The organism is Streptomyces sp. NPDC031049, from assembly GCF_055571015.1.
Window position 1 is genome coordinate 462,279 of sequence record NZ_JBVIGC010000004.1, and the last position, 17,929, is coordinate 480,207.

Sequence of the window (17,929 nt, forward strand, 5' to 3'; positions counted from 1 at the left end):
CCATCCCCCCCCCCCCCGCCCCCCCCCCCCCCCCCCCCCCCCCCCCCAGCCCCCCCCCCCCCCCCCCCCCCCCCCCCCCCCCCCGCATAACGCCATGCAGGGGGCGGAACGAAAGCTCCCCCGGCCCGACCCGCACGGCTACGTTGGCCGGCGTACACCTCGGGAGCGCGCCCCACGGCATCAGCAGCCTGCCCCGCGCCGGGGCGCGCTCCCGCGCCATCCCTCCTCCACTCGCCCAGCTCTTCCCCTCCCCGACCGAGGAGACAAGGAGACCGAGGCACCATGACCACCCCACCCCCCGCACGACCCCCCGCCCCACCCCCCGACGGCACGGACGCCACAGCCCCCGTCATCAGCCGCAAAGCCCTCCTCAGAGCGGCCGTCGCCGCCGGCGCAGCCGTTCCGCTGCTCGCCGGCGGCACCGTGGCCCTCGCCCGGGACTCCCGCGCCCCGGGACGGACCCTCACCCCGACCCCCTACTGCGACGACGGCGACGACCCCACGCCGGACCAGATGGAGGGCCCCTACTTCAAGCCGAACTCCCCGCTGCGCACCGACATCGTCCCGCCGGGCGCCGGCGGCACGCCCCTCACGGTGAGCGGCTACGTCTTCGGCCGGAACTGCGCCCCGCTCCCCGGCGTACTGCTCGACTTCTGGCAGGCGGACGGCTCCGGCGCCTACGACATGGCCGGCTACCGCTTCCGGGGCCACCAGTTCACCGACGCCACCGGCGCCTTCAGCCTGCGCACGATCGTGCCCGGCCTCTATCCGGGCCGTACCCGCCACATCCACGTCAAGGCCCAGGCGCCCGGCGAACCGGTGCTGACCACGCAGCTCTACTTCCCCGGCGAGCCGCGCAACGCCACGGACGCCCTCTTCGACCCGGCGCTGCTGATGAACGTCCGCGACAGCGGCGGACGCCGCGAGGCCACGTTCGACTTCGTCCTGACCGTGGACGGCAGGCCCACCGACCCCCCGACCGATCCGCCCACCGAACCTCCCGGCGGCACGTGGGCGCCCGGCCGCCCGTACACCGCCGGCGACCGCGTCACCCACGGAGGCAGGGCTTACCGCTGCCTTCAGGCCCACACCTCGATGGCCGGCTGGGAGCCTCCGAACGTACCGGCACTGTGGCGCCCCGAATGAGCCGCGGAACGAGCCCCCGGATGAGCCCTGGAATGATCCCCTGACCTCCTGAGACCTTCCTCACATCCCACGACGCGGCGACAACGCGAAAGCCCCGCAGGTCCGAGACCTGCGGGGCTTCCGTCCGGTGCGCGAGGGGGGAGTTGAACCCCCACGCCCTTGCGGGCACTGGAACCTGAATCCAGCGCGTCTGCCTATTCCGCCACCCGCGCATTGGGTGTGTCCTCCGGCTCCGTTCCCTTCGGTCCGGCGCCTTCCGACACCCAGAACATTAGCACGCCGTACGGGGTGGATTCACATCCCTTGTTCCGGGGGCCGCTCCGGGAGGAATCGCAGGACGGAGGACGGAAGACCGAGGACGGGCACGGGCACGGGCACGGGCACGGGCACAGATCACGTACTGCCGGGTATCGACACGCGTCCGTTCACGTATCAACCTCGTACCGGTCGGGCCCGTCCGCCCAGGAGGCGGACCGGGTCCGCGGCCGGGTGCGGGACACTGGTCTGCAGCCCCCTCTACGATCCTGGGCATGAGTACGCCGAGGAGCGCGTCCCGAAGAGCCGGCGGAGTTCGAGGGGAAGCTCCGACGGGAACTCCGACAGGCGTCGACATCCGTCGACGGGGCCGACAGGGGGAACCAGCCGATCGACCGGCGCGTGGATACGATCAGTAAGCAGTACCAGAAGCAGTACCAGGTGGGCGGTGCGCGGGTGAGCGGAACGCGCGCCCACGGCGCGGACAGCAGTACGCAGGGCAGTGAACAGGACGGCAGCGACGGAGGAGGTGCCCCATGGGAGTCCTGAAGAAGTTCGAGCAGCGTCTCGAAGGTCTGGTCAACGGCACCTTCGCCAAGGTGTTCAAGTCCGAGGTGCAGCCCGTGGAGATCGCGGGAGCGCTCCAGCGCGAGTGCGACAACAACGCCACCATCTGGAACCGCGACCGCACCGTCGTCCCCAATGACTTCATCGTGGAGCTGAGCGCCCCGGACTTCGAGCGGCTCAGCCCCTACTCCGGCCAGCTCGGCGACGAGCTGGCCGGCATGGTGCGCGACTACGCCAAGCAGCAGCGCTACACGTTCATGGGCCCGATCAAGGTTCACCTGGAGAAGGCGGACGACCTCGACACCGGCCTGTACCGGGTGCGCAGCCGTACGCTCGCCTCCTCCAGCAGCCAGCAGGGCGGCCCGGCCCCCGCCGCCCCGCCGGCCGGCGCACCCGGCGGCGGCTACGGCTATCCGCCCCCCGCCGCGCCCGCGGGCGCCCCGCCGATGCCGGCCGCGCCGCCGCCCGGCGCCCCGGCCGGACGCCCCGGCGGTTACGGCTACCCGCAGCCCGCCGGCGGCCAGCGGCCCCCGGCCGCACCCGCGTCCGCCGGACGCACCCGCTACTGGATCGAGATCAACGGCACCCGCCATCAGATCTCCCGCGCGACGCTGGTGCTGGGCCGCAGCACCGACGCCGACGTGCGGATCGACGACCCCGGCGTGAGCCGCCGGCACTGCGAGATCCGGACCGGAACGCCCTCGACGATCCAGGATCTCGGGTCCACCAACGGCATCGTGGTGGACGGGCAGCACACCACCCGCGCTACGCTCCGCGACGGCTCGCGGATCGTCGTGGGCAGCACCACCGTTATCTATAGGCAAGCCGAAGGGTGATCCGGGGGCAATGTCAGAGCTGACCCTCACGGTCATGCGGTTGGGTTTCCTGGCCGTACTGTGGCTGTTCGTGATCGTGGCCGTGCAGGTCATCCGCAGCGACCTGTTCGGTACGCGCGTCACCCAGCGCTCCGCGCGCCGGGAGGCCGGCCGGGACCGGCAGCAGGCCGCACGCCAGGCGCCGCCGCCGCAGCGCCAGCAGGCGGGCGGTGGCCGTGGCCGCCGCAACGCCCCCACCAAGCTGGTCGTGACCGAGGGCACGCTCACCGGCACCACCGTCGCCCTCCAGGGCCAGACGATCACGCTGGGCCGGGCGCACGACTCGACGATCGTGCTGGACGACGACTACGCCTCCAGCCGCCATGCCAGGATCTACCCGGACCAGAACGGCCAGTGGATCGTCGAGGACCTGGGCTCCACCAACGGCACGTACCTGGACCGGTCCCGGCTGACGACCCCCACACCGGTTCCGCTGGGCGCGCCGATCCGCATCGGCAAGACCGTCATCGAGCTGCGGAAGTAGTGCTACACCAAATGAACGAGCGCGAGCGGAGCGAGCACGCAGTGGCGGCCGGCACCCCGGGCCGCGGCGCGCTCCCGACCGGAGGGTGGGCAGTGTGGCTCGACACGACCGGCTGTACCCGGAGCAGCCGACGGGCGAGGTGCGCATGAGTCTGTCACTGCGCTTCGCCGCCGGTTCGCACAAGGGCATGATCCGGGAGGGCAACGAGGACTCCGGTTACGCCGGTCCGCGCCTGCTCGCCATCGCCGACGGCATGGGCGGCCAGGCGGCCGGCGAGGTCGCCTCCTCCGAGGTGATCTCCACCATCGTCGCCCTCGACGACGACGTGCCCGGCTCCGACCTCCTCACCTCGCTCGGCACGGCCGTGCAGCGCGCCAACGACCAGCTGCGGCAGATGGTCGAGGACGACCCCAGCCTGGAGGGCATGGGGACCACCCTCACCGCGCTGCTGTGGACCGGGCAGCGGCTCGGCCTGGTGCACGTCGGCGACTCCCGCGCCTATCTGCTGCGCGACGGGGTGCTGACGCAGATCACGCAGGACCACACCTGGGTGCAGCGCCTCGTCGACGAGGGACGGATCACCGAGGAGGAGGCGGGCACCCACCCGCAGCGCTCCCTGCTGATGCGCGCCCTCGGCAGCGGCGACCACGTCGAGCCCGACCTGTCCATCCGCGAGGTCCGGGCCGGCGACCGCTATCTGATCTGCTCCGACGGTCTGTCCGGCGTCGTCTCCCACCAGACGATGGAGGACACCCTCGCCAGCTACCAGGGCCCCCAGGAGACCGTGCAGGAGCTGATCCAGCTCGCGCTGCGCGGCGGCGGCCCGGACAACATCACCGTCATCGTCGCCGACGTCCTCGACCTGGACACCGGCGACACCCTGGCCGGGCAGCTGTCCGACACCCCCGTCGTGGTCGGCGCCGTCGCCGAGAACCAGCACCAGGTCGGCGACAACGGCATCATGCAGACCCCGGCGGGCCGCGCCGCCGGCCTCGGCCGCCAGGGCGGCAGGCAGGGCGGCGGTGGCGGCGAGTTCGGCCCGCCCGGCAGCGGCGACACCACCGGTTACATCCCGGCCGACGGGTTCGGCGACTGGGGCGACGGCGACTTCGTCAAACCCCGCAAGCGCCGCAAGTGGCTGAAGGTCTCCCTCTACACCGTGCTGATCCTCGCCGTCATCGGCGCAGGTCTCTACGGCGGCTGGCGCTGGACCCAGACCCAGTACTACGTCGGCACCCGCGGCGACCACGTCGCCCTGTACCGCGGCATCAACCAGGACCTGGCGTGGGTGTCGCTGTCGGAGGTGGAGCGGGACCACCCGGAGATCGAACTCAAGTACCTGCCGCCGTACCAGCAGAAGGCCGTCGAGGCCACGATCGTCGAGGGCGACCTGGCCGCAGCCCGGTCGAAGATCGACGAGCTGGCCGTGCAGGCCTCCGCCTGCAAGAAGCAGGCCGACCGGCGCGCCGCACAGAGCGAGCAGAACGCGAAGACGGGCGAGGGCGAGGCCGGAGGCACCACGGGAACCACACCCGCCTCCTTCTCGTCCAAGGCCTCACCGAGCCCGAACCCCTCGGGTTCGCCGCAGGGCACCCCGTCCCCGTCCACGACCGCACCCGCTCCCAGCCCCGGCCCCACCCTCTCGGAGGAAGAGCAGAAGGTCGTCTCGCTGTGCGGTAAGCAGTAGGCAAGCCGTGAGAGGCCCCGTCACACGATGAGCAGTACTTCCAACTCGCCGACGCACCACACGTCCACGATCGGCGCCATCGGCGCGCCGAGCCGCCGCAACACCGAGCTGGCGCTGCTGGTGTTCGCCGTCGTCATCCCGGTCTTCGCCTACGCCAACGTGGGCCTGGCCATCAACGACGAGGTACCCGCCGGACTGCTGAGCTACGGCCTCGGCCTGGGCCTGCTGGCCGGCGTCGGCCATCTGGTCGTCCGCAAGTTCGCGCCGTACGCGGACCCGCTGATGCTGCCGCTGGCCACACTGCTGAACGGGCTCGGGCTCGTCGCCATCTGGCGCCTGGACCAGTCCGAGCTGCTCCAGGACATCGGCCAGGCCGGCGGCGCCGCACCCCGGCAGCTGATGTACACCGCGATGGGCATCGCGCTGTTCGTCGCCGTCATGATCTTCCTCAAGGACCACCGCGTCCTTCAGCGCTACACCTACATCTCCATGCTGGGCGCGCTGGTCCTGCTGCTGCTCCCGCTGGTGCCGGGCCTCGGCCGGAACATCTACGGCGCCAAGATCTGGATCCAGGTCGGCTCCTTCTCCATCCAGCCCGGTGAGTTCGCCAAGATCGTCCTGGCGATCTTCTTCGCCGGCTACCTGATGGTGAAGCGCGACGCGCTCGCCCTGGCCAGCCGCCGCTTCATGGGCCTGTACCTGCCGCGCGGACGCGACCTGGGCCCGATCCTCGTCGTCTGGGCGATGTCGATCCTGATCCTGGTCTTCGAGACCGACCTCGGCACCTCGCTGCTGTTCTTCGGCATGTTCGTGATCATGCTGTACGTCGCGACGGAGCGGACCAGCTGGATCGTCTTCGGTCTGCTGATGTCCGCCGTCGGCGCCGTCGGCGTGGCCAGCTTCGAGCCGCACATCCAGCAGCGCGTCGACGCCTGGCTCAACCCGATGCGCGAGTACACGCTCTCCCGCGCGGGCGAGATCGGCCACTCCGAGCAGGCCATGCAGGCGCTGTGGGCGTTCGGCTCCGGCGGCACCCTCGGCACCGGCTGGGGCCAGGGCCACTCCGACCTGATCCGGTTCGCCGCCAACTCCGACTTCATCCTCGCCACCTTCGGCGAGGAGCTGGGCCTGGCCGGCATCATGGCGCTGCTGCTGCTGTACGCGCTGATCGTGGAGCGCGGCGTGCGCACCGCCCTCGCCGCCCGCGACCCGTTCGGCAAGCTGCTCGCCATCGGCCTGTCCGGCGCCTTCGCGCTCCAGGTGTTCGTCGTGGCCGGCGGTGTGATGGGCCTCATTCCGCTGACCGGTATGACGATGCCGTTCCTGGCGTACGGAGGGTCCTCCGTGATCGCCAACTGGGCCCTGATCGGCGTGCTGCTGAGGATCAGCGACACCGCGCGCCGCCCGGCCCCCGCCCCCGCCGCCAACCCCGACGCCGAGATGACCCAGGTGGTCCGACCGTGAACAAGCCCCTGCGCCGAATCGCGATCTTCTGCGGTCTCCTGATCCTCACGCTGCTCATCCGCGACAACTGGCTCCAGTACGTCCAGGCCGACGACCTCAAGGACGACGAGCACAACCGCCGGGTGGCCATCGAGCGGTACGCGACCCCGCGCGGCGACATCATCGTCGACGGCAAGGCGATCACCGGGCACGCCACCACCGAGGGCGACTTCAAGTACAAGCGCACCTACAAGAACGGCGCGATGTGGGCGCCGGTCACCGGCTTCGTCTCGCAGGCCTACGGCGCGAACCAGCTGGAGTCCCTCGAGGACGGCATCCTCACCGGCAACGACGACCGGCTCTTCTTCCGCAACACGCTCGACATGCTGACGGGCAAGAAGAAGGAGGGCGGCAACGTCGTCACCACCCTCAACGGCGCGGCGCAGAAGGCCGCGTACGAGGGTCTGAAGAAGCAGGGCGGCAAGGGCGCGGTCGCCGCCATCGAGCCGTCCACCGGCAAGATCCTGGCGCTGGCCTCCTACCCGTCGTACGACCCCTCGACGATCGCCGGCGACGGCAAGTCGGACGCCGAGGCGTGGAACCGGCTCCAGAAGAAGAACAACCCCGACGACCCGATGCTCAACCGGGCGCTGCGCGAGGTCTACCCGCCCGGCTCGACCTTCAAGGTGGTCACCGCGGCGGCGGCGCTGGAGCACGAGAAGTACACGGACCCGGACGAGAAGACGGACTCCCCGCAGCCGTGGACCATGCCCGGCACCACCACCGAGCTGCCGAACGAGGGCAACATCCAGTGCGAGAACGTCTCGCTCCGTGAGGCGCTGCGGATCTCCTGCAACACCGTCTTCGGCAAGATCGGCTCCGAGCTGGGCAACGACAAGATGCTGGAGACGGCCGAGAAGTTCGGCTTCAACGCCGAGCAGTTCACCCCGGTCCGCTCCAGCGCGTCGGTGTTCTCCGAGGACATGAACGAGTCGCAGGTCGCGCTCTCCTCCATCGGCCAGTTCAACACCGCCGCGACGCCGCTTCAGATGGCCATGGTCCCGGCGGCCGTCGCCAACAACGGCACGCTGATGAAGCCGTACATGGTCGACGAGCTCCAGGCGCCGAACGTCGACACCATCGAGAAGACGGACCCGGAGGAGCTGAGCCGGCCGCTGTCGCCGGAGAACGCCCAGATCCTCCAGTCGATGATGGAGACCGTCGTCGACAAGGGCACCGGCTCCAACGCCAAGATCCCCGGCGTCACCGTCGGCGGCAAGACCGGTACCGCACAGCACGGTGTGGAGAACAGCGAGAACCCCTACGCCTGGTTCATCTCCTACGCCAAGGCCGAGGACGGCAGCTCGCCGGTGGCCGTGGCCGTGGTGATCGAGGACGAGGACGCGGTCCGCGACGACATCTCCGGCGGCGGCCTGGCCGCGCCGATCGCGAAGAGCGTGATGCAGGCGGTGCTCGAGAGCAAGAAGTGAGGCGCCAGGTGAACGCGAAGTGACTCCGCTCACGTCTGCTTCACATCGGTGCACGTTGCGATACCGGTCCTGTATCGGGTGGCGGGCTTGGCCAGGTCACACAAACGGAGCCGGGTACGGTAGGCCGGACGGCAGCCTCCGACCGTACAAGCATGCCGGTCGGGACCGACGGAGAGGGCTGGTAGGTAACCATGGAAGAGCCGCGTCGCCTCGGCGGCCGGTACGAGCTGGGCCCGGTGCTCGGCCGTGGTGGCATGGCGGAGGTTTACCACGCGCATGACACCCGGCTCGGACGCCAGGTGGCGGTGAAGACGCTGCGCGCGGACCTCGCGCGCGACCCGTCCTTCCAGGCCCGGTTCCGCCGGGAGGCCCAGTCGGCCGCCTCGCTCAACCACCCCGCGATCGTCGCGGTCTACGACACGGGCGAGGACTACATCGACGGGGTCTCCATCCCGTACATCGTCATGGAGTACGTCGACGGCTCCACGCTCCGTGAGCTGCTCCACAGCGGCCGCAAGCTGCTGCCCGAGCGGGCCATGGAGATGACCATCGGCATCCTCCAGGGCCTGGAGTACGCCCACCGCAACGGCATCGTCCACCGCGACATCAAGCCGGCCAACGTCATGCTGACGCGCAACGGCCAGGTCAAGGTGATGGACTTCGGCATCGCCCGCGCCATGGGCGACTCCGGCATGACGATGACGCAGACGGCGGCCGTCATCGGCACCGCCCAGTACCTCTCCCCGGAGCAGGCCAAGGGCGAGCAGGTCGACGCCCGCTCCGACCTGTACTCCACCGGCTGCCTGCTCTACGAGCTGCTGACCGTCCGCCCGCCCTTCGTCGGCGACTCCCCGGTCGCGGTGGCCTACCAGCACGTCCGGGAGGAGCCGCAGCCGCCGAGCGTGTTCGATCCCGAGATCACGCCCGAGATGGACGCGATCGTGATGCGGGCGCTGGTCAAGGACCCGGACTACCGGTACCAGTCGGCCGACGAGATGCGCGCCGACATCGAGGCCTGCCTCGACGGCCAGCCGGTCGCCGCCACCGCCGCCATGGGCTCCGTCGGGTACGGCGGCTATGGCGACGACCAGCAGACGACGGCCCTGCGCTCGGACTCCGGCGCGGGCGCCGGCGCGACGACGCTGCTCCCGCCGGCCAACCCGGACGACGGCGGCTACGGCTACGACGACCGCCCCGACCGGCGCCGCCAGCAGAAGAAGAAGAACAACACCTCCACCATCCTGCTGGTCGTGGCGGGCATCCTGGTGCTCGTCGGCGCGATCCTCATCGGCCGGTACGCGTTCAGTGGCGACGGAGGCCCGGGCAACGGCAACGTCGCCGTGCCCAACCTGGTCGGCCAGACCCAGGAAGACGCCGGCAAGCTGCTCACCAACTCCGACCTGAAGCTGGGCGAGGTCACCCGCAAGCCCTGCGAGGAGCAGCCGGAGGGCAAGATCTGCGAGACGTCCCCCGCGGCGGGCACCGACGTCGAGAAGGAGTCCGCGGTCGATCTCGTGGTCTCCACCGGGGCTCCCAAGGTGACGGTGCCGAGCGTGATCGGCCTGGACCTGGAGGAGGCCCAGTCGAAGCTGGAGGGCGACGACTACCAGTTCGAGGTGGAGACCAAGGAGCGGGAGTCCTCGGACGACCCGGGAACCGTCCTCGACCAGGACCCGATCAAGGGTGAGGAGGTCGAGAAGGGCTCGACGATCACCCTGATCGTCGCCAAGGCCGTGGAGCAGTCCACGGTGCCCGACGTGGTGGGCCAGTCCTGTGAGGACGCGAAGCGGCAGATGCAGGCCAACGACCTGGTCGGCAACTGCACCGAGCAGCCCACCGACGACCCGAACCAGGCCGGCAAGGTCATCTCGACCACCCCGCAGGCGGGCCAGTCGGTCGACAAGAATTCGCAGGTCCAGATCGTGGTGGGCAAGGCCAAGAACAAGGTGAAGGTGCCCGAGGTCCGCGCCCGCCCGCTGTCCCAGGCCCAGCAGGAGCTCCAGCAGGCAGGGTTCACCAACATCCAGGTCGCCGGCCCCACGGACGGCAACGCCCTGGTGGTCCAGCAGAACCCGGCCCCGGGCACCGAGGTCGACGACCCGGCCGCGACGCCGATCCAGCTGACCACGGGCGGCGGCGGCAACGGGGGCAACGGCAACGGCGGGAACGGCGGCTTCATCGGCGGCCTCCCCGGCGGCCGCGACGACTGACGGCCACCGTCCGACCGGCGTGAGAGCCCCGGCCCCCTCCCAGGGGACCGGGGCTCCTGTCGTCTCCCCGGGGAACCGGGCCTCTTGTCGTCGGCGGCGGCGGTCAGCGGCGGCCCGGACCCGCCGTCCGCGCGTGCAGCGACCGCACCGCCGCGGCGACCAGGCATCCCGCGCCCGCCACCACCAGCAGCGCGAAGACCACGATCGCCGGGTTCACCCAGGCGGGCACCAGGTCGTAGTCCGCGTTGCACCTGTTGTGCAGCGGGAACCAGCGCGCCGGCTCCTCCAGGTGCGCCGCGCGGTAGTCACCGTCGTAGCGGACGCCGTGCTGGTAGGTGCAGGTCTCCGCGACGTCCAGGCCCCCGGCGAAGATCCCCGTCCCGTAGGCGACGACGAGGCCGACGCATCCGGTCGACAGGCCGGCCACCCCGAGGGACAGCCATGTCCGGGGCCGCTGCCAGCTGCCCGCCCGCACGGCCCGCACGGCGCCGGTGCCCCCGGCGACCACACCGAGGCACAGTGCCCCGGCCACGACGCCGACGACCGTCCCGAGGGCGCCGACGAGCATCAGCAGCGCCAGGCCCATCAGCGCCAGCCCGGACAGGTACCAGAGCCGCTCGGGGCCGGGAGAACCCTTCAGCGCAGCTCCTTGGGCGGCGTGCGCTCGCTGTTGACCTTCTCGGTGCGGACCAGTTCGCCCCAGACGACGTAGCGGTAGCGGCTCGTGTACACCGGCGTGCAGGTGGTCAGGGTGATGTAGTGGCCGGCCTTCTCCTTGCCGGACTCCTTGGGGACCGGGTCGAGGACCTTGACGTTGTACTTCGAGGTCTCGGGGAGGATGCCGTAGACCTTGTAGACGTACCACTTGTCCTTGGTCTCGAAGACGATCGGGTCGCCCTTCTCCAGCTTGTGGATGTTGTGGAACTTCGCGCCGTGCCCGTCGCGGTGGGCGGCGAGCGAGAAGTTGCCCTTCTCCCCCGACATGGGCAGCGCGGACTTCACGGGGTCGGTGTAGTAGCCGGCGACGCCGTCGTTGAGCACCTTCATCGAGGTGCCCTTCTCCACCAGGATCTCGCCGTCCGACATCGCGGGGACGTGCAGGAACCCGATCCCGGCCTTGGTGTCCAGCGCACCGGGGCCGCCCTCGCCCTGCGACTCCCTGGCCCAGGTGTCGCGGACCTTGTCGGCCTGCCGGTCCGCCGCGCGGTCGGCGAGGACGTTCGTCCACCACAGCGAGTAGACGACGAACAGGCCGAGGAGCACGCCCGCCGTGATCAGCAGCTCACCGAGGAAGCTCACGGCCAGCGCGACCGGCCCCATGGTGCGGCGCCGCCGGGTCGGCGGCGGTGCGTCGGAGGCGTCGGTGCGCTCCGCGTGGTCGTGCTCGTGATCCGTGTCGGTGGTCGCTGCCACTGGTCATCTGCCCTTAATTGACGAGCGCATCCGGCTTGCCCTTGCTGCGCGGCCGTTCCTCGACCATCTTGCCCCAGACGATCATCCGGTACTTGCTGGTGAACTCCGGGGTGCACGTGGTCAGCGTGATGTAGCGACCGGGGCCCGTGAAGCCCGACTGCTTCGGGACGGGATCGAGGACGCTGATGTTGCTCGGCGACGTCACCGGGAGGATGGACGCCATCTTGTACACGAAGTACGTGTTCTGCGTCTCGACGACGATCGGGTCGCCCGGGTCCAGCCTGTTGATGTACCGGAACGGCTCGCCGTGGCTGTTGCGGTGGCCGGCCAGCCCGAAGTTGCCGGTCTTGTCCTGCGGCATCGCCGTCTTCAGCGCGCCCTCGGCGTAGTGCCCGACCATGCCGCGGTCCAGCACCCGCTTGCTGTCGATGCCCTCGGCGATGGGGACGACGACGTCCAGCTTCGGGATGTGGAGGATGGCGAAGCCCTGGCCGGGCTCGAAGGCGCCGGGATTGCGCTCGCCGTTCGCCCAGGCGTCCTGGAGGTTGCTCGTCTCCTTGTCGGCCTCGGCCTGGGCCAGCACGTTGGTCCACCACAGCTGGTAGGTGACGAACAGCAGCATCAGCACGCCGGTCGTGATGAAGACCTCACCGATCACCCGGCTGGCGACGACGGCCGGGCTCGGCTTGCGCGCGCGGGCCTGACGCCGGGCCTCCACCCGTGTCAGGGGCCTTCCCGGCCCCTCTGCGGCCGTTCCGGCGCTCTTCCCGCCCGCCGGGCGGGCGGTGGCCCTCTGGCGCCCGTGACGCCGTCTGGCGGCCTTCCTGCGGGCCGCCCGCCCCTCTCCGGGCGGTATGGAGGCGGACCGCTGGTACGGCGGCTCGGACCGCTGGGGCGGTGGCTCGGACAGCGACTCCGGCGACGACGCGGACCGTGGCTCGGATATCCGGAGGGCGACCGTCTCGTCGTCGCCCATGGCGTGCTCGGCGGCCTCGTAGGGCTGGGGTTCCCGGGCGGCCGGAAAGGCCTGATAGGCGTCCCCGGCCGGGTAGGGCCGGGGTCCCTGGGCGGGGTAGGTCTGCGGGGTGTGGGCCGGGTGGGCCTGTGGCTCCTGGGCCGGGTGGGCCGGGTGCTCCGGTCCCGGGTACGTCTGGAAGACCTCGCCGCCGTACCACTCCCCGAACGCGTCCTGGCCCTCGTACGGCTGTTGCCCGTACGAGGTGCCGGACTCACGCTCGGGGCGCAGCGCGGTCACGCCGAGGCCCTGCCCACCACCGGGGCGAGCCCCGCCGACCTCGCCACCGCTCCTTCGTCACCGCACTCCGCCAGCCAGTTGGCCAGCATCCGGTGGCCGTGCTCCGTCAGCACCGACTCCGGATGGAACTGCACGCCCTCGACGGGCAGTTCACGGTGGCGCAGGCCCATCACGATCCCGTCGTGCGTACGGGCCGTGACCTCCAGTTCGGCGGGCACCGTGCCCGGCTCGGCGGCCAGGGAGTGGTAGCGGGTCGCCGTGAAGGGCGAGGGCAGCCCGGCGAAGACGCCCTTGCCCTCGTGCTCGACCGGCGAGGTCTTGCCGTGCAGCAGTTCCGGCGCGCGGTCCACGACCCCGCCGTACGCCACCTGCATCGACTGCATGCCCAGACAGACGCCGAACACGGGCACGCCCGTCGACGCGCAGTGCCGCACCATGTCGACGCAGACGCCGGCCTGCTCCGGCGTGCCCGGCCCCGGTGACAGCAGCACGCCGTCGAACCCGTCCTGGGCGTGCGCCGTGGCCACCTCGTCGTTGCGCAGCACCTCGCACTCGGCTCCCAGCTGGTACAGGTACTGGACCAGGTTGAAGACGAAGCTGTCGTAGTTGTCGACGACGAGAATCCGTGCGCTCACTGGTTGTCCACCGTCACATCGTTGAAGGGAAGCAGCGGCTCGGCCCAGGGGAAGACGTACTGGAACAGCACGTAGACCACGGCCACCACGAGCACCAGTGAGATCAGTGCCTTCACCCACGCATTGCCCGGCAGATGCCGCCAGATCCAGCCGTACATGCCGTCCCTTCCGTCGTACCACGGCACCGGACTCGTGCCGTTCCGCACCAGACTAACGGCGCAACGCCTCCGGTTTCCCGGCCTCCGCAACTCCGGGGTCGGGCTTGTTTCACGTGAAACGGGGCCCGGGAAATCAGTCGACGGGCTTGGCGTGGTGCAGGTCCACCGCGCCCGAGTAGCCGGGCAGTGTCACGGTGCCCTCGTCGTCGACCTTCCAGCCGAGGCCGTAGACGTTGACGTACACCATGTAGTTCTGGATGGCGGGGGACGCGGTGAGGGCCTGCTTCAGCTTCTTCGGGTCACCGACCGCCGTGATCTTGTACGGCGGTGAGTAGACCCGGCCCTGGAGGATGAGGGTGTTGCCCACGCAGCGCACGGCGCTGGTGGAGATCAGCCGCTGGTCCATGACCTTGATGCCCTTGGCGCCGCCCGCCCACAGGGCGTTCACCACGGCCTGGAGGTCCTGCTGGTGGATGACCAGGTAGTCGGGCTGCGGCTCGGGGTAGCCGGGGAGCTTGGCGGTGGCGTCCGGCGGGGCGTCGTTGAGGGTGACGCTGATCGCCTCACCGGTCAGCTTCTGGGTGCCCGCCTTCTTCTCCAGCTCCGCGAGCTTGTCGGCCTCCGCCCGTGTGCTGCCGTTGTCACGCTCGGCCAGGGATTCGACGTCCTCGCGCAGGGCCGCGTTGGACTCCTCCAGCCGGCCGTTCTCACGGCTGCGCTCGTGGATCAGGTCCGAGAGCTTCAGCAGGGAGGCGTCCGTGCGGATGTCGGTGCCTTTGGCCGTGTTGAAGCTGGTGACGAAGATGAGGCCCGCGAGAGCGAAGACGGCTGCCGTCAGCGCCCGCACCGGCCGGAAACGGCGCTTGCGGTCAGGGCTGGATCCCGTCCCGGGGGAGTCGGCAGAATTGCTCAACGTACCCTTATCTCCTTCGGCGCCACGGAAGCACTACGCTAACGGACGCCCGGGAGCACTCCTACGTCCCCTTGTACGTCGCCCCGAGCCCGACCCAGATCCCTGCGCGGCCACGCAGCGCATCGACAGGAGAGACCCTCGTGCCGAAGTCACGTATCCGCAAGAAGGCCGACTACACGCCGCCCCCGGCGAAGCAGTCGGCGGCCATCAAGCTGAACAGCCGGTCCTGGGTCGCCCCGGTCATGCTCGCCCTGTTCCTCATCGGCCTGGTCTGGATCGTCGTCTTCTACGTCACCGACGGTTCCCTGCCGATCGACTCGCTGGGCAACTGGAACATCGTGGTGGGCTTCGGCTTCATCGCCGCCGGATTCGCCGTCTCCACACAGTGGAAGTAGGCCCCGGCGCAAGCTCTGCCCAGGGCTGTCCACTGAGTTATCCACAGCCGTTTTCCACATGGGGAAAAGAAACGACGATCTGTGGATAACTCACCGGGCGTTGACGCCGGTGTGACGGAACGACTGACGCTCGAAAACCTGTTCGCCCCCTGCCTGACCTGCAGAAACACTGGTCAGCGACAGGGGGCACAGCTGTTCCCACACCGTATGCACAAGATCCGGCACCCGCTGTGGACAACAGGGCGCTCAGGTGAGCTGGACGGTTCTCAACAGGGTCAACCCCATGACGACGGCGAGGACCAGCGCACAGGCGCCGAACTGCACCAGCGAGCGCCGCTCGCGCGGGGCGTGGACCATGGCGTACCCGATCACGGAGCCTGCGACGAGGCCCCCGATGTGGGCCTGCCAGGAGATGTTGGCCCAGGTGAAGGTGAAGACCAGGTTGATCGCCAGCAGGATGAGGACCGGCCGCATGTCGTAGTTGAGCCGGCGCATCAGCACGGCGGTCGCGCCGAACAGGCCGAAGATCGCTCCGGAGGCGCCGAGCGTGGCCGTGGTCGGCGAGGCCAGCAGATAGGCGAGGGCGCTGCCCGCCAGCCCCGACACCAGGTAGAGGGCGAGGTAGCGCGCCCGGCCGAGGGCCGCTTCCAGGGGGCCGCCCAGCCACCAGAGGCTGAGCATGTTGAAGGCGATGTGCCAGATCTCCTGGTGTGTGAACATCGAGGTCAGCAGCCGGTACCACTCACCGTCCGCGACGCCCTCCATGGGCAGGAACGGTGCCGGCGGCCAGCGGCCGATGAGGACCAGCTCGGTCAGCAACGACTCCTGGACGTGGACGGCGATGAACACCGCCACGTTGATCCCGACGAGGATCTTGGTGAGCAGATGAGGGTCGGCGGCGATGGTGCCGCCGGCCAGGGTGCGGGGCCGGGAGGCGTCCGGGGCGTGCCCGGTGCCCGCTCCGCTGCGCACGCAGTCCGGACACTGGAAGCCGACAGAGGCGTTGACCATGCACTCCGGGCAGATCGGGCGCTCGCAGCGGGTGCAGCTGATACCGGTCTCGCGGTCGGGGTGGCGGTAACAGACCGGCAGGCGCTGGGCGTCCTGCGGCGTGCCGCCTGCTGCCTGGTCCATGAGGTCCCCTCGGTCGTCCTGTGCCGTGTCGCGGGCAACGCACCGCCCCGCCCATCCTTACGGACGAGCGGGGCGTTTAGTTCCCTTTGGGAACGCGGTCCGCCCTTTGGGAGCGCGGTCCGCCCTCCGGGAGCGCGATCAGCCCTCGCGGGTCTCCACGACGACCGACTCGATGACGACGTCCTTCACCGGACGGTCGGTGCGCGGGTTGGTCTGCGCGGTGGCGATGGCGTCCACCACCTTCTGGCTGGCCGCGTCGGTGACCTCACCGAAGATGGTGTGCTTGCGGTTCAGCCACGTCGTCGGGGCGACGGTGATGAAGAACTGCGAGCCGTTGGTGCCCGGACCGGCGTTGGCCATGGCCAGCAGGTAGGGCTTGTCGAAGGACAGGTCCGGGTGGAACTCGTCCTCGAACTGGTAGCCGGGGCCGCCGGTGCCGTTGCCCAGCGGGTCACCGCCCTGGATCATGAAGCCGCTGATCACCCGGTGGAAGACCGTGCCGTCGTAGAGCTTGTCCGTGGACTTCTGGCCCGTGGCGGGGTGGGTCCACTCACGCTCGCCCTTGGCGAGCTCGACGAAGTTCTTGACCGTCTTGGGGGCGTGGTTCGGCAGGAGCCGGACGTCGATGTCGCCGTGGTTGGTCTTCAGGGTGGCGTAGAGCTGCTCAGCCACGATGTGCCTTCCGTTGTCTTCCTTGTCTTCTTGTGTCTCCCCGATCCTCGCACGGTACGGCCCCCACGTCGCCCAGCGGTCACTTTCAGCCCCTTGGACCGGCCTCCGTCGGCCGCGGCGCGCACGGGAATTCCAGCCGAGTGCCCCGGGCCGGGAGCGCGGGGCGCCGATCCGTGGCATTGTCGACGACAAGCTCCCGTTGCTCCGGATTCACCCACTATTGAGACATCCGATCACCGCTCCATGACCCGGATGCCCGTTCTCGCATGCCTGGCGGTGCACCGGAAGGCATGATCCGTAAAAGGGTGGAAAGTCGAATTACCGTACGCCACCGAGGAGGAGGAACCCGTGACCCGCATCGACAGCGTGCGCGCCGCGACCGGTTCGGCGAAGGACAGCGTGCTGCACGCCGCGGAAGTGGTGGCGCCCTACGCCGACACGGCCAAGGACAGGGCCGCGCACTACGCACACGAGGCGCGCGTACGGCTGGCGCCCAAGGTGTCCCAGGCCGCCGACCAGGCTCGCCTCCAGTACGGCGTCCATGTCGCGCCCCGGCTGGAGCAGGCCCGTTCGCACGTGCCACCGAAGATGGACCAGGCCGCCCACGAGGCCGCGCTCCGCGCGCGCCTGGCCGCCCGGCAGGCGGCCGACTACTCCCGGCCGAGGATCGAGCAGGCGGTGGCCGTGGCCGGGCCCGCCCGGGACGAGGCCACGCTCCGCGGCGCCGCCGCCCTGGCGGCCCTGCGCGGGAACGTCTCCGCCAAGGACATCCAGAAGCTGGCCCGCCGGCACCAGCGCCGGGCGAAGACCGGCCGTGTCGTCAGGATGCTGGCGGTTCTGGGTGTCGTGGCGGGCGGTGCCTTCGCCGCCTGGAAGTGGTGGGACAAGCAGGCCAACCCGGACTGGCTGGTGGAGCCGCCCGAGGCGACGGAGGTTCCCGAGTCCGGCCGGCTGACGTCCGTGGACGGCAGCGCGCCGTCCGAACTGGACCCCGAGGTCCAGGCCAAGCAGGCCGAAGAGGAAGCCGCCGACCGCGACGACCAGCGCTGACGCCGGTCGGGACATGACATCGCCGCGGGGGGGGGGGGGGGGGGGGGGGGGTTCCCCCCCCCAAGGAGGGGCCGGTTGACGTTTCTCCTTTAAAAACCAAGCCCACCAAAACGTGTGTCCCCCCCCCCCAAAAAACACACCCAAAAA

18 protein-coding genes and 1 tRNA gene are annotated in these 17,929 nt (G+C 70.3%); 10 read left to right on the plus strand and 9 right to left on the minus strand.

The features are described 5' to 3' along the window. The first annotated feature begins 282 nt into the window (after positions 1-282). Positions 283-1,146, plus strand: coding sequence for a carbohydrate-binding protein (locus tag ACZ45Q_RS09805; RefSeq protein ID WP_468257467.1), 864 nt, complete (start codon positions 283-285; stop codon positions 1,144-1,146). Between the two features lie 128 nt (positions 1,147-1,274). On the opposite strand, the gene ACZ45Q_RS09810 is transcribed toward ACZ45Q_RS09805, so the two are convergent. After that, positions 1,275-1,358, minus strand: a tRNA-Leu gene (locus tag ACZ45Q_RS09810). Positions 1,359-1,803: 445 nt separating this feature from the next. On the opposite strand from ACZ45Q_RS09810, the gene ACZ45Q_RS09815 reads away from it, so the two are divergent. The 7 genes from ACZ45Q_RS09815 (at position 1,804) to pknB (ending at position 10,157) form a co-directional block, all read left to right on the plus strand. Beyond that, positions 1,804-1,950, plus strand: a complete 147-nt coding sequence (locus tag ACZ45Q_RS09815; protein WP_468257469.1) for a hypothetical protein — start codon at positions 1,804-1,806, stop codon at positions 1,948-1,950. Beyond that, the gene (locus ACZ45Q_RS09820; RefSeq protein ID WP_468257472.1) at positions 1,938-2,804 is read left to right on the plus strand and encodes an FhaA domain-containing protein; all 867 of its coding nucleotides are present in this window, start codon (positions 1,938-1,940) and stop codon (positions 2,802-2,804) included. The genes ACZ45Q_RS09815 and ACZ45Q_RS09820 overlap by 13 nt, the downstream gene beginning before the upstream one ends. A 10-nt stretch (positions 2,805-2,814) precedes the next feature. Continuing rightward, a complete protein-coding gene (locus tag ACZ45Q_RS09825; protein WP_468257475.1) occupies positions 2,815-3,327 on the plus strand; it encodes an FHA domain-containing protein FhaB/FipA in 513 nt (170 codons plus the stop codon). Positions 3,328-3,472: 145 nt separating this feature from the next. After that, positions 3,473-5,014, plus strand: coding sequence for a Stp1/IreP family PP2C-type Ser/Thr phosphatase (locus ACZ45Q_RS09830; RefSeq protein WP_468257564.1), 1,542 nt, complete (start codon positions 3,473-3,475; stop codon positions 5,012-5,014). Between the two features lie 27 nt (positions 5,015-5,041). Then, positions 5,042-6,478 (plus strand): FtsW/RodA/SpoVE family cell cycle protein, encoded by a 1,437-nt coding sequence (locus ACZ45Q_RS09835; protein WP_468257477.1) that lies wholly within the window; start codon positions 5,042-5,044, stop codon positions 6,476-6,478. Further along, entirely contained in the window at positions 6,475-7,947 is a 1,473-nt protein-coding gene (locus ACZ45Q_RS09840; RefSeq protein ID WP_468257480.1) for a peptidoglycan D,D-transpeptidase FtsI family protein, read from the plus strand. Before ACZ45Q_RS09835 ends, ACZ45Q_RS09840 begins: the two co-directional genes overlap by 4 nt. 191 nt (positions 7,948-8,138) lie before the next feature. Next, complete coding sequence (pknB, locus tag ACZ45Q_RS09845) at positions 8,139-10,157, plus strand: Stk1 family PASTA domain-containing Ser/Thr kinase (RefSeq protein ID WP_468257482.1); 2,019 nt, start codon at positions 8,139-8,141, stop codon at positions 10,155-10,157. Positions 10,158-10,260: 103 nt separating this feature from the next. On the opposite strand, the gene ACZ45Q_RS09850 is transcribed toward pknB, so the two are convergent. The 6 genes from ACZ45Q_RS09850 to ACZ45Q_RS09875 form a co-directional block, all read right to left on the minus strand. Continuing rightward, positions 10,261-10,743, minus strand: a complete 483-nt coding sequence (locus tag ACZ45Q_RS09850) for a hypothetical protein (RefSeq protein WP_468257485.1) — start codon at positions 10,741-10,743, stop codon at positions 10,261-10,263. Between the two features lie 50 nt (positions 10,744-10,793). Then, the gene (locus tag ACZ45Q_RS09855; protein WP_468257487.1) at positions 10,794-11,570 is read right to left on the minus strand and encodes a class E sortase; all 777 of its coding nucleotides are present in this window, start codon (positions 11,568-11,570) and stop codon (positions 10,794-10,796) included. Between the two features lie 13 nt (positions 11,571-11,583). Beyond that, a complete protein-coding gene (locus ACZ45Q_RS09860; RefSeq protein ID WP_468257489.1) occupies positions 11,584-12,825 on the minus strand; it encodes a class E sortase in 1,242 nt (413 codons plus the stop codon). Continuing rightward, entirely contained in the window at positions 12,822-13,460 is a 639-nt protein-coding gene (locus ACZ45Q_RS09865) for an aminodeoxychorismate/anthranilate synthase component II (protein ID WP_468257491.1), read from the minus strand. The genes ACZ45Q_RS09860 and ACZ45Q_RS09865 overlap by 4 nt, the downstream gene beginning before the upstream one ends. Then, positions 13,457-13,618, minus strand: coding sequence for a hypothetical protein (locus tag ACZ45Q_RS09870; protein ID WP_468257493.1), 162 nt, complete (start codon positions 13,616-13,618; stop codon positions 13,457-13,459). The genes ACZ45Q_RS09865 and ACZ45Q_RS09870 overlap by 4 nt, the downstream gene beginning before the upstream one ends. Positions 13,619-13,751: 133 nt before the next feature. Continuing rightward, positions 13,752-14,531 (minus strand): DUF881 domain-containing protein, encoded by a 780-nt coding sequence (locus tag ACZ45Q_RS09875; protein WP_468257495.1) that lies wholly within the window; start codon positions 14,529-14,531, stop codon positions 13,752-13,754. Positions 14,532-14,671: 140 nt separating this feature from the next. Between ACZ45Q_RS09875 and crgA the strand changes: the two genes are divergently transcribed. After that, on the plus strand, positions 14,672-14,926 hold the full coding sequence (crgA, locus tag ACZ45Q_RS09880) for a cell division protein CrgA (protein WP_468257497.1): 255 nt from the start codon (positions 14,672-14,674) through the stop codon (positions 14,924-14,926). Positions 14,927-15,172: 246 nt separating this feature from the next. Here crgA and ACZ45Q_RS09885 read toward each other — a convergent pair whose 3' ends face one another. Beyond that, entirely contained in the window at positions 15,173-16,060 is an 888-nt protein-coding gene (locus tag ACZ45Q_RS09885; RefSeq protein ID WP_468257499.1) for a rhomboid family intramembrane serine protease, read from the minus strand. 138 nt (positions 16,061-16,198) lie between these two features. Continuing rightward, positions 16,199-16,732 (minus strand): peptidylprolyl isomerase, encoded by a 534-nt coding sequence (locus tag ACZ45Q_RS09890; protein WP_468257501.1) that lies wholly within the window; start codon positions 16,730-16,732, stop codon positions 16,199-16,201. A 348-nt stretch (positions 16,733-17,080) separates the two neighbouring features. On the opposite strand from ACZ45Q_RS09890, the gene ACZ45Q_RS09895 reads away from it, so the two are divergent. Further along, a complete protein-coding gene (locus tag ACZ45Q_RS09895; RefSeq protein ID WP_468257504.1) occupies positions 17,081-17,782 on the plus strand; it encodes a DUF5324 family protein in 702 nt (233 codons plus the stop codon). The last annotated feature ends 147 nt before the right edge of the window (positions 17,783-17,929 follow it).

Coding starts and splice junctions, on each gene's coding strand:
- ACZ45Q_RS09805 (WP_468257467.1), top strand. CDS start 283: ATGACCACCCCACCCCCCGCACGACCCCCCGCCCCACCCCCCGACGGC.
- ACZ45Q_RS09820 (WP_468257472.1), top strand. CDS start 1,938: ATGGGAGTCCTGAAGAAGTTCGAGCAGCGTCTCGAAGGTCTGGTCAAC.
- ACZ45Q_RS09825 (WP_468257475.1), top strand. CDS start 2,815: ATGTCAGAGCTGACCCTCACGGTCATGCGGTTGGGTTTCCTGGCCGTA.
- ACZ45Q_RS09830 (WP_468257564.1), top strand. CDS start 3,473: ATGAGTCTGTCACTGCGCTTCGCCGCCGGTTCGCACAAGGGCATGATC.
- ACZ45Q_RS09835 (WP_468257477.1), top strand. CDS start 5,042: ATGAGCAGTACTTCCAACTCGCCGACGCACCACACGTCCACGATCGGC.
- pknB (WP_468257482.1), top strand. CDS start 8,139: ATGGAAGAGCCGCGTCGCCTCGGCGGCCGGTACGAGCTGGGCCCGGTG.
- ACZ45Q_RS09850 (WP_468257485.1), bottom strand. CDS start 10,743: ATGGGCCTGGCGCTGCTGATGCTCGTCGGCGCCCTCGGGACGGTCGTC.
- ACZ45Q_RS09870 (WP_468257493.1), bottom strand. CDS start 13,618: ATGTACGGCTGGATCTGGCGGCATCTGCCGGGCAATGCGTGGGTGAAG.
- ACZ45Q_RS09885 (WP_468257499.1), bottom strand. CDS start 16,060: ATGGACCAGGCAGCAGGCGGCACGCCGCAGGACGCCCAGCGCCTGCCG.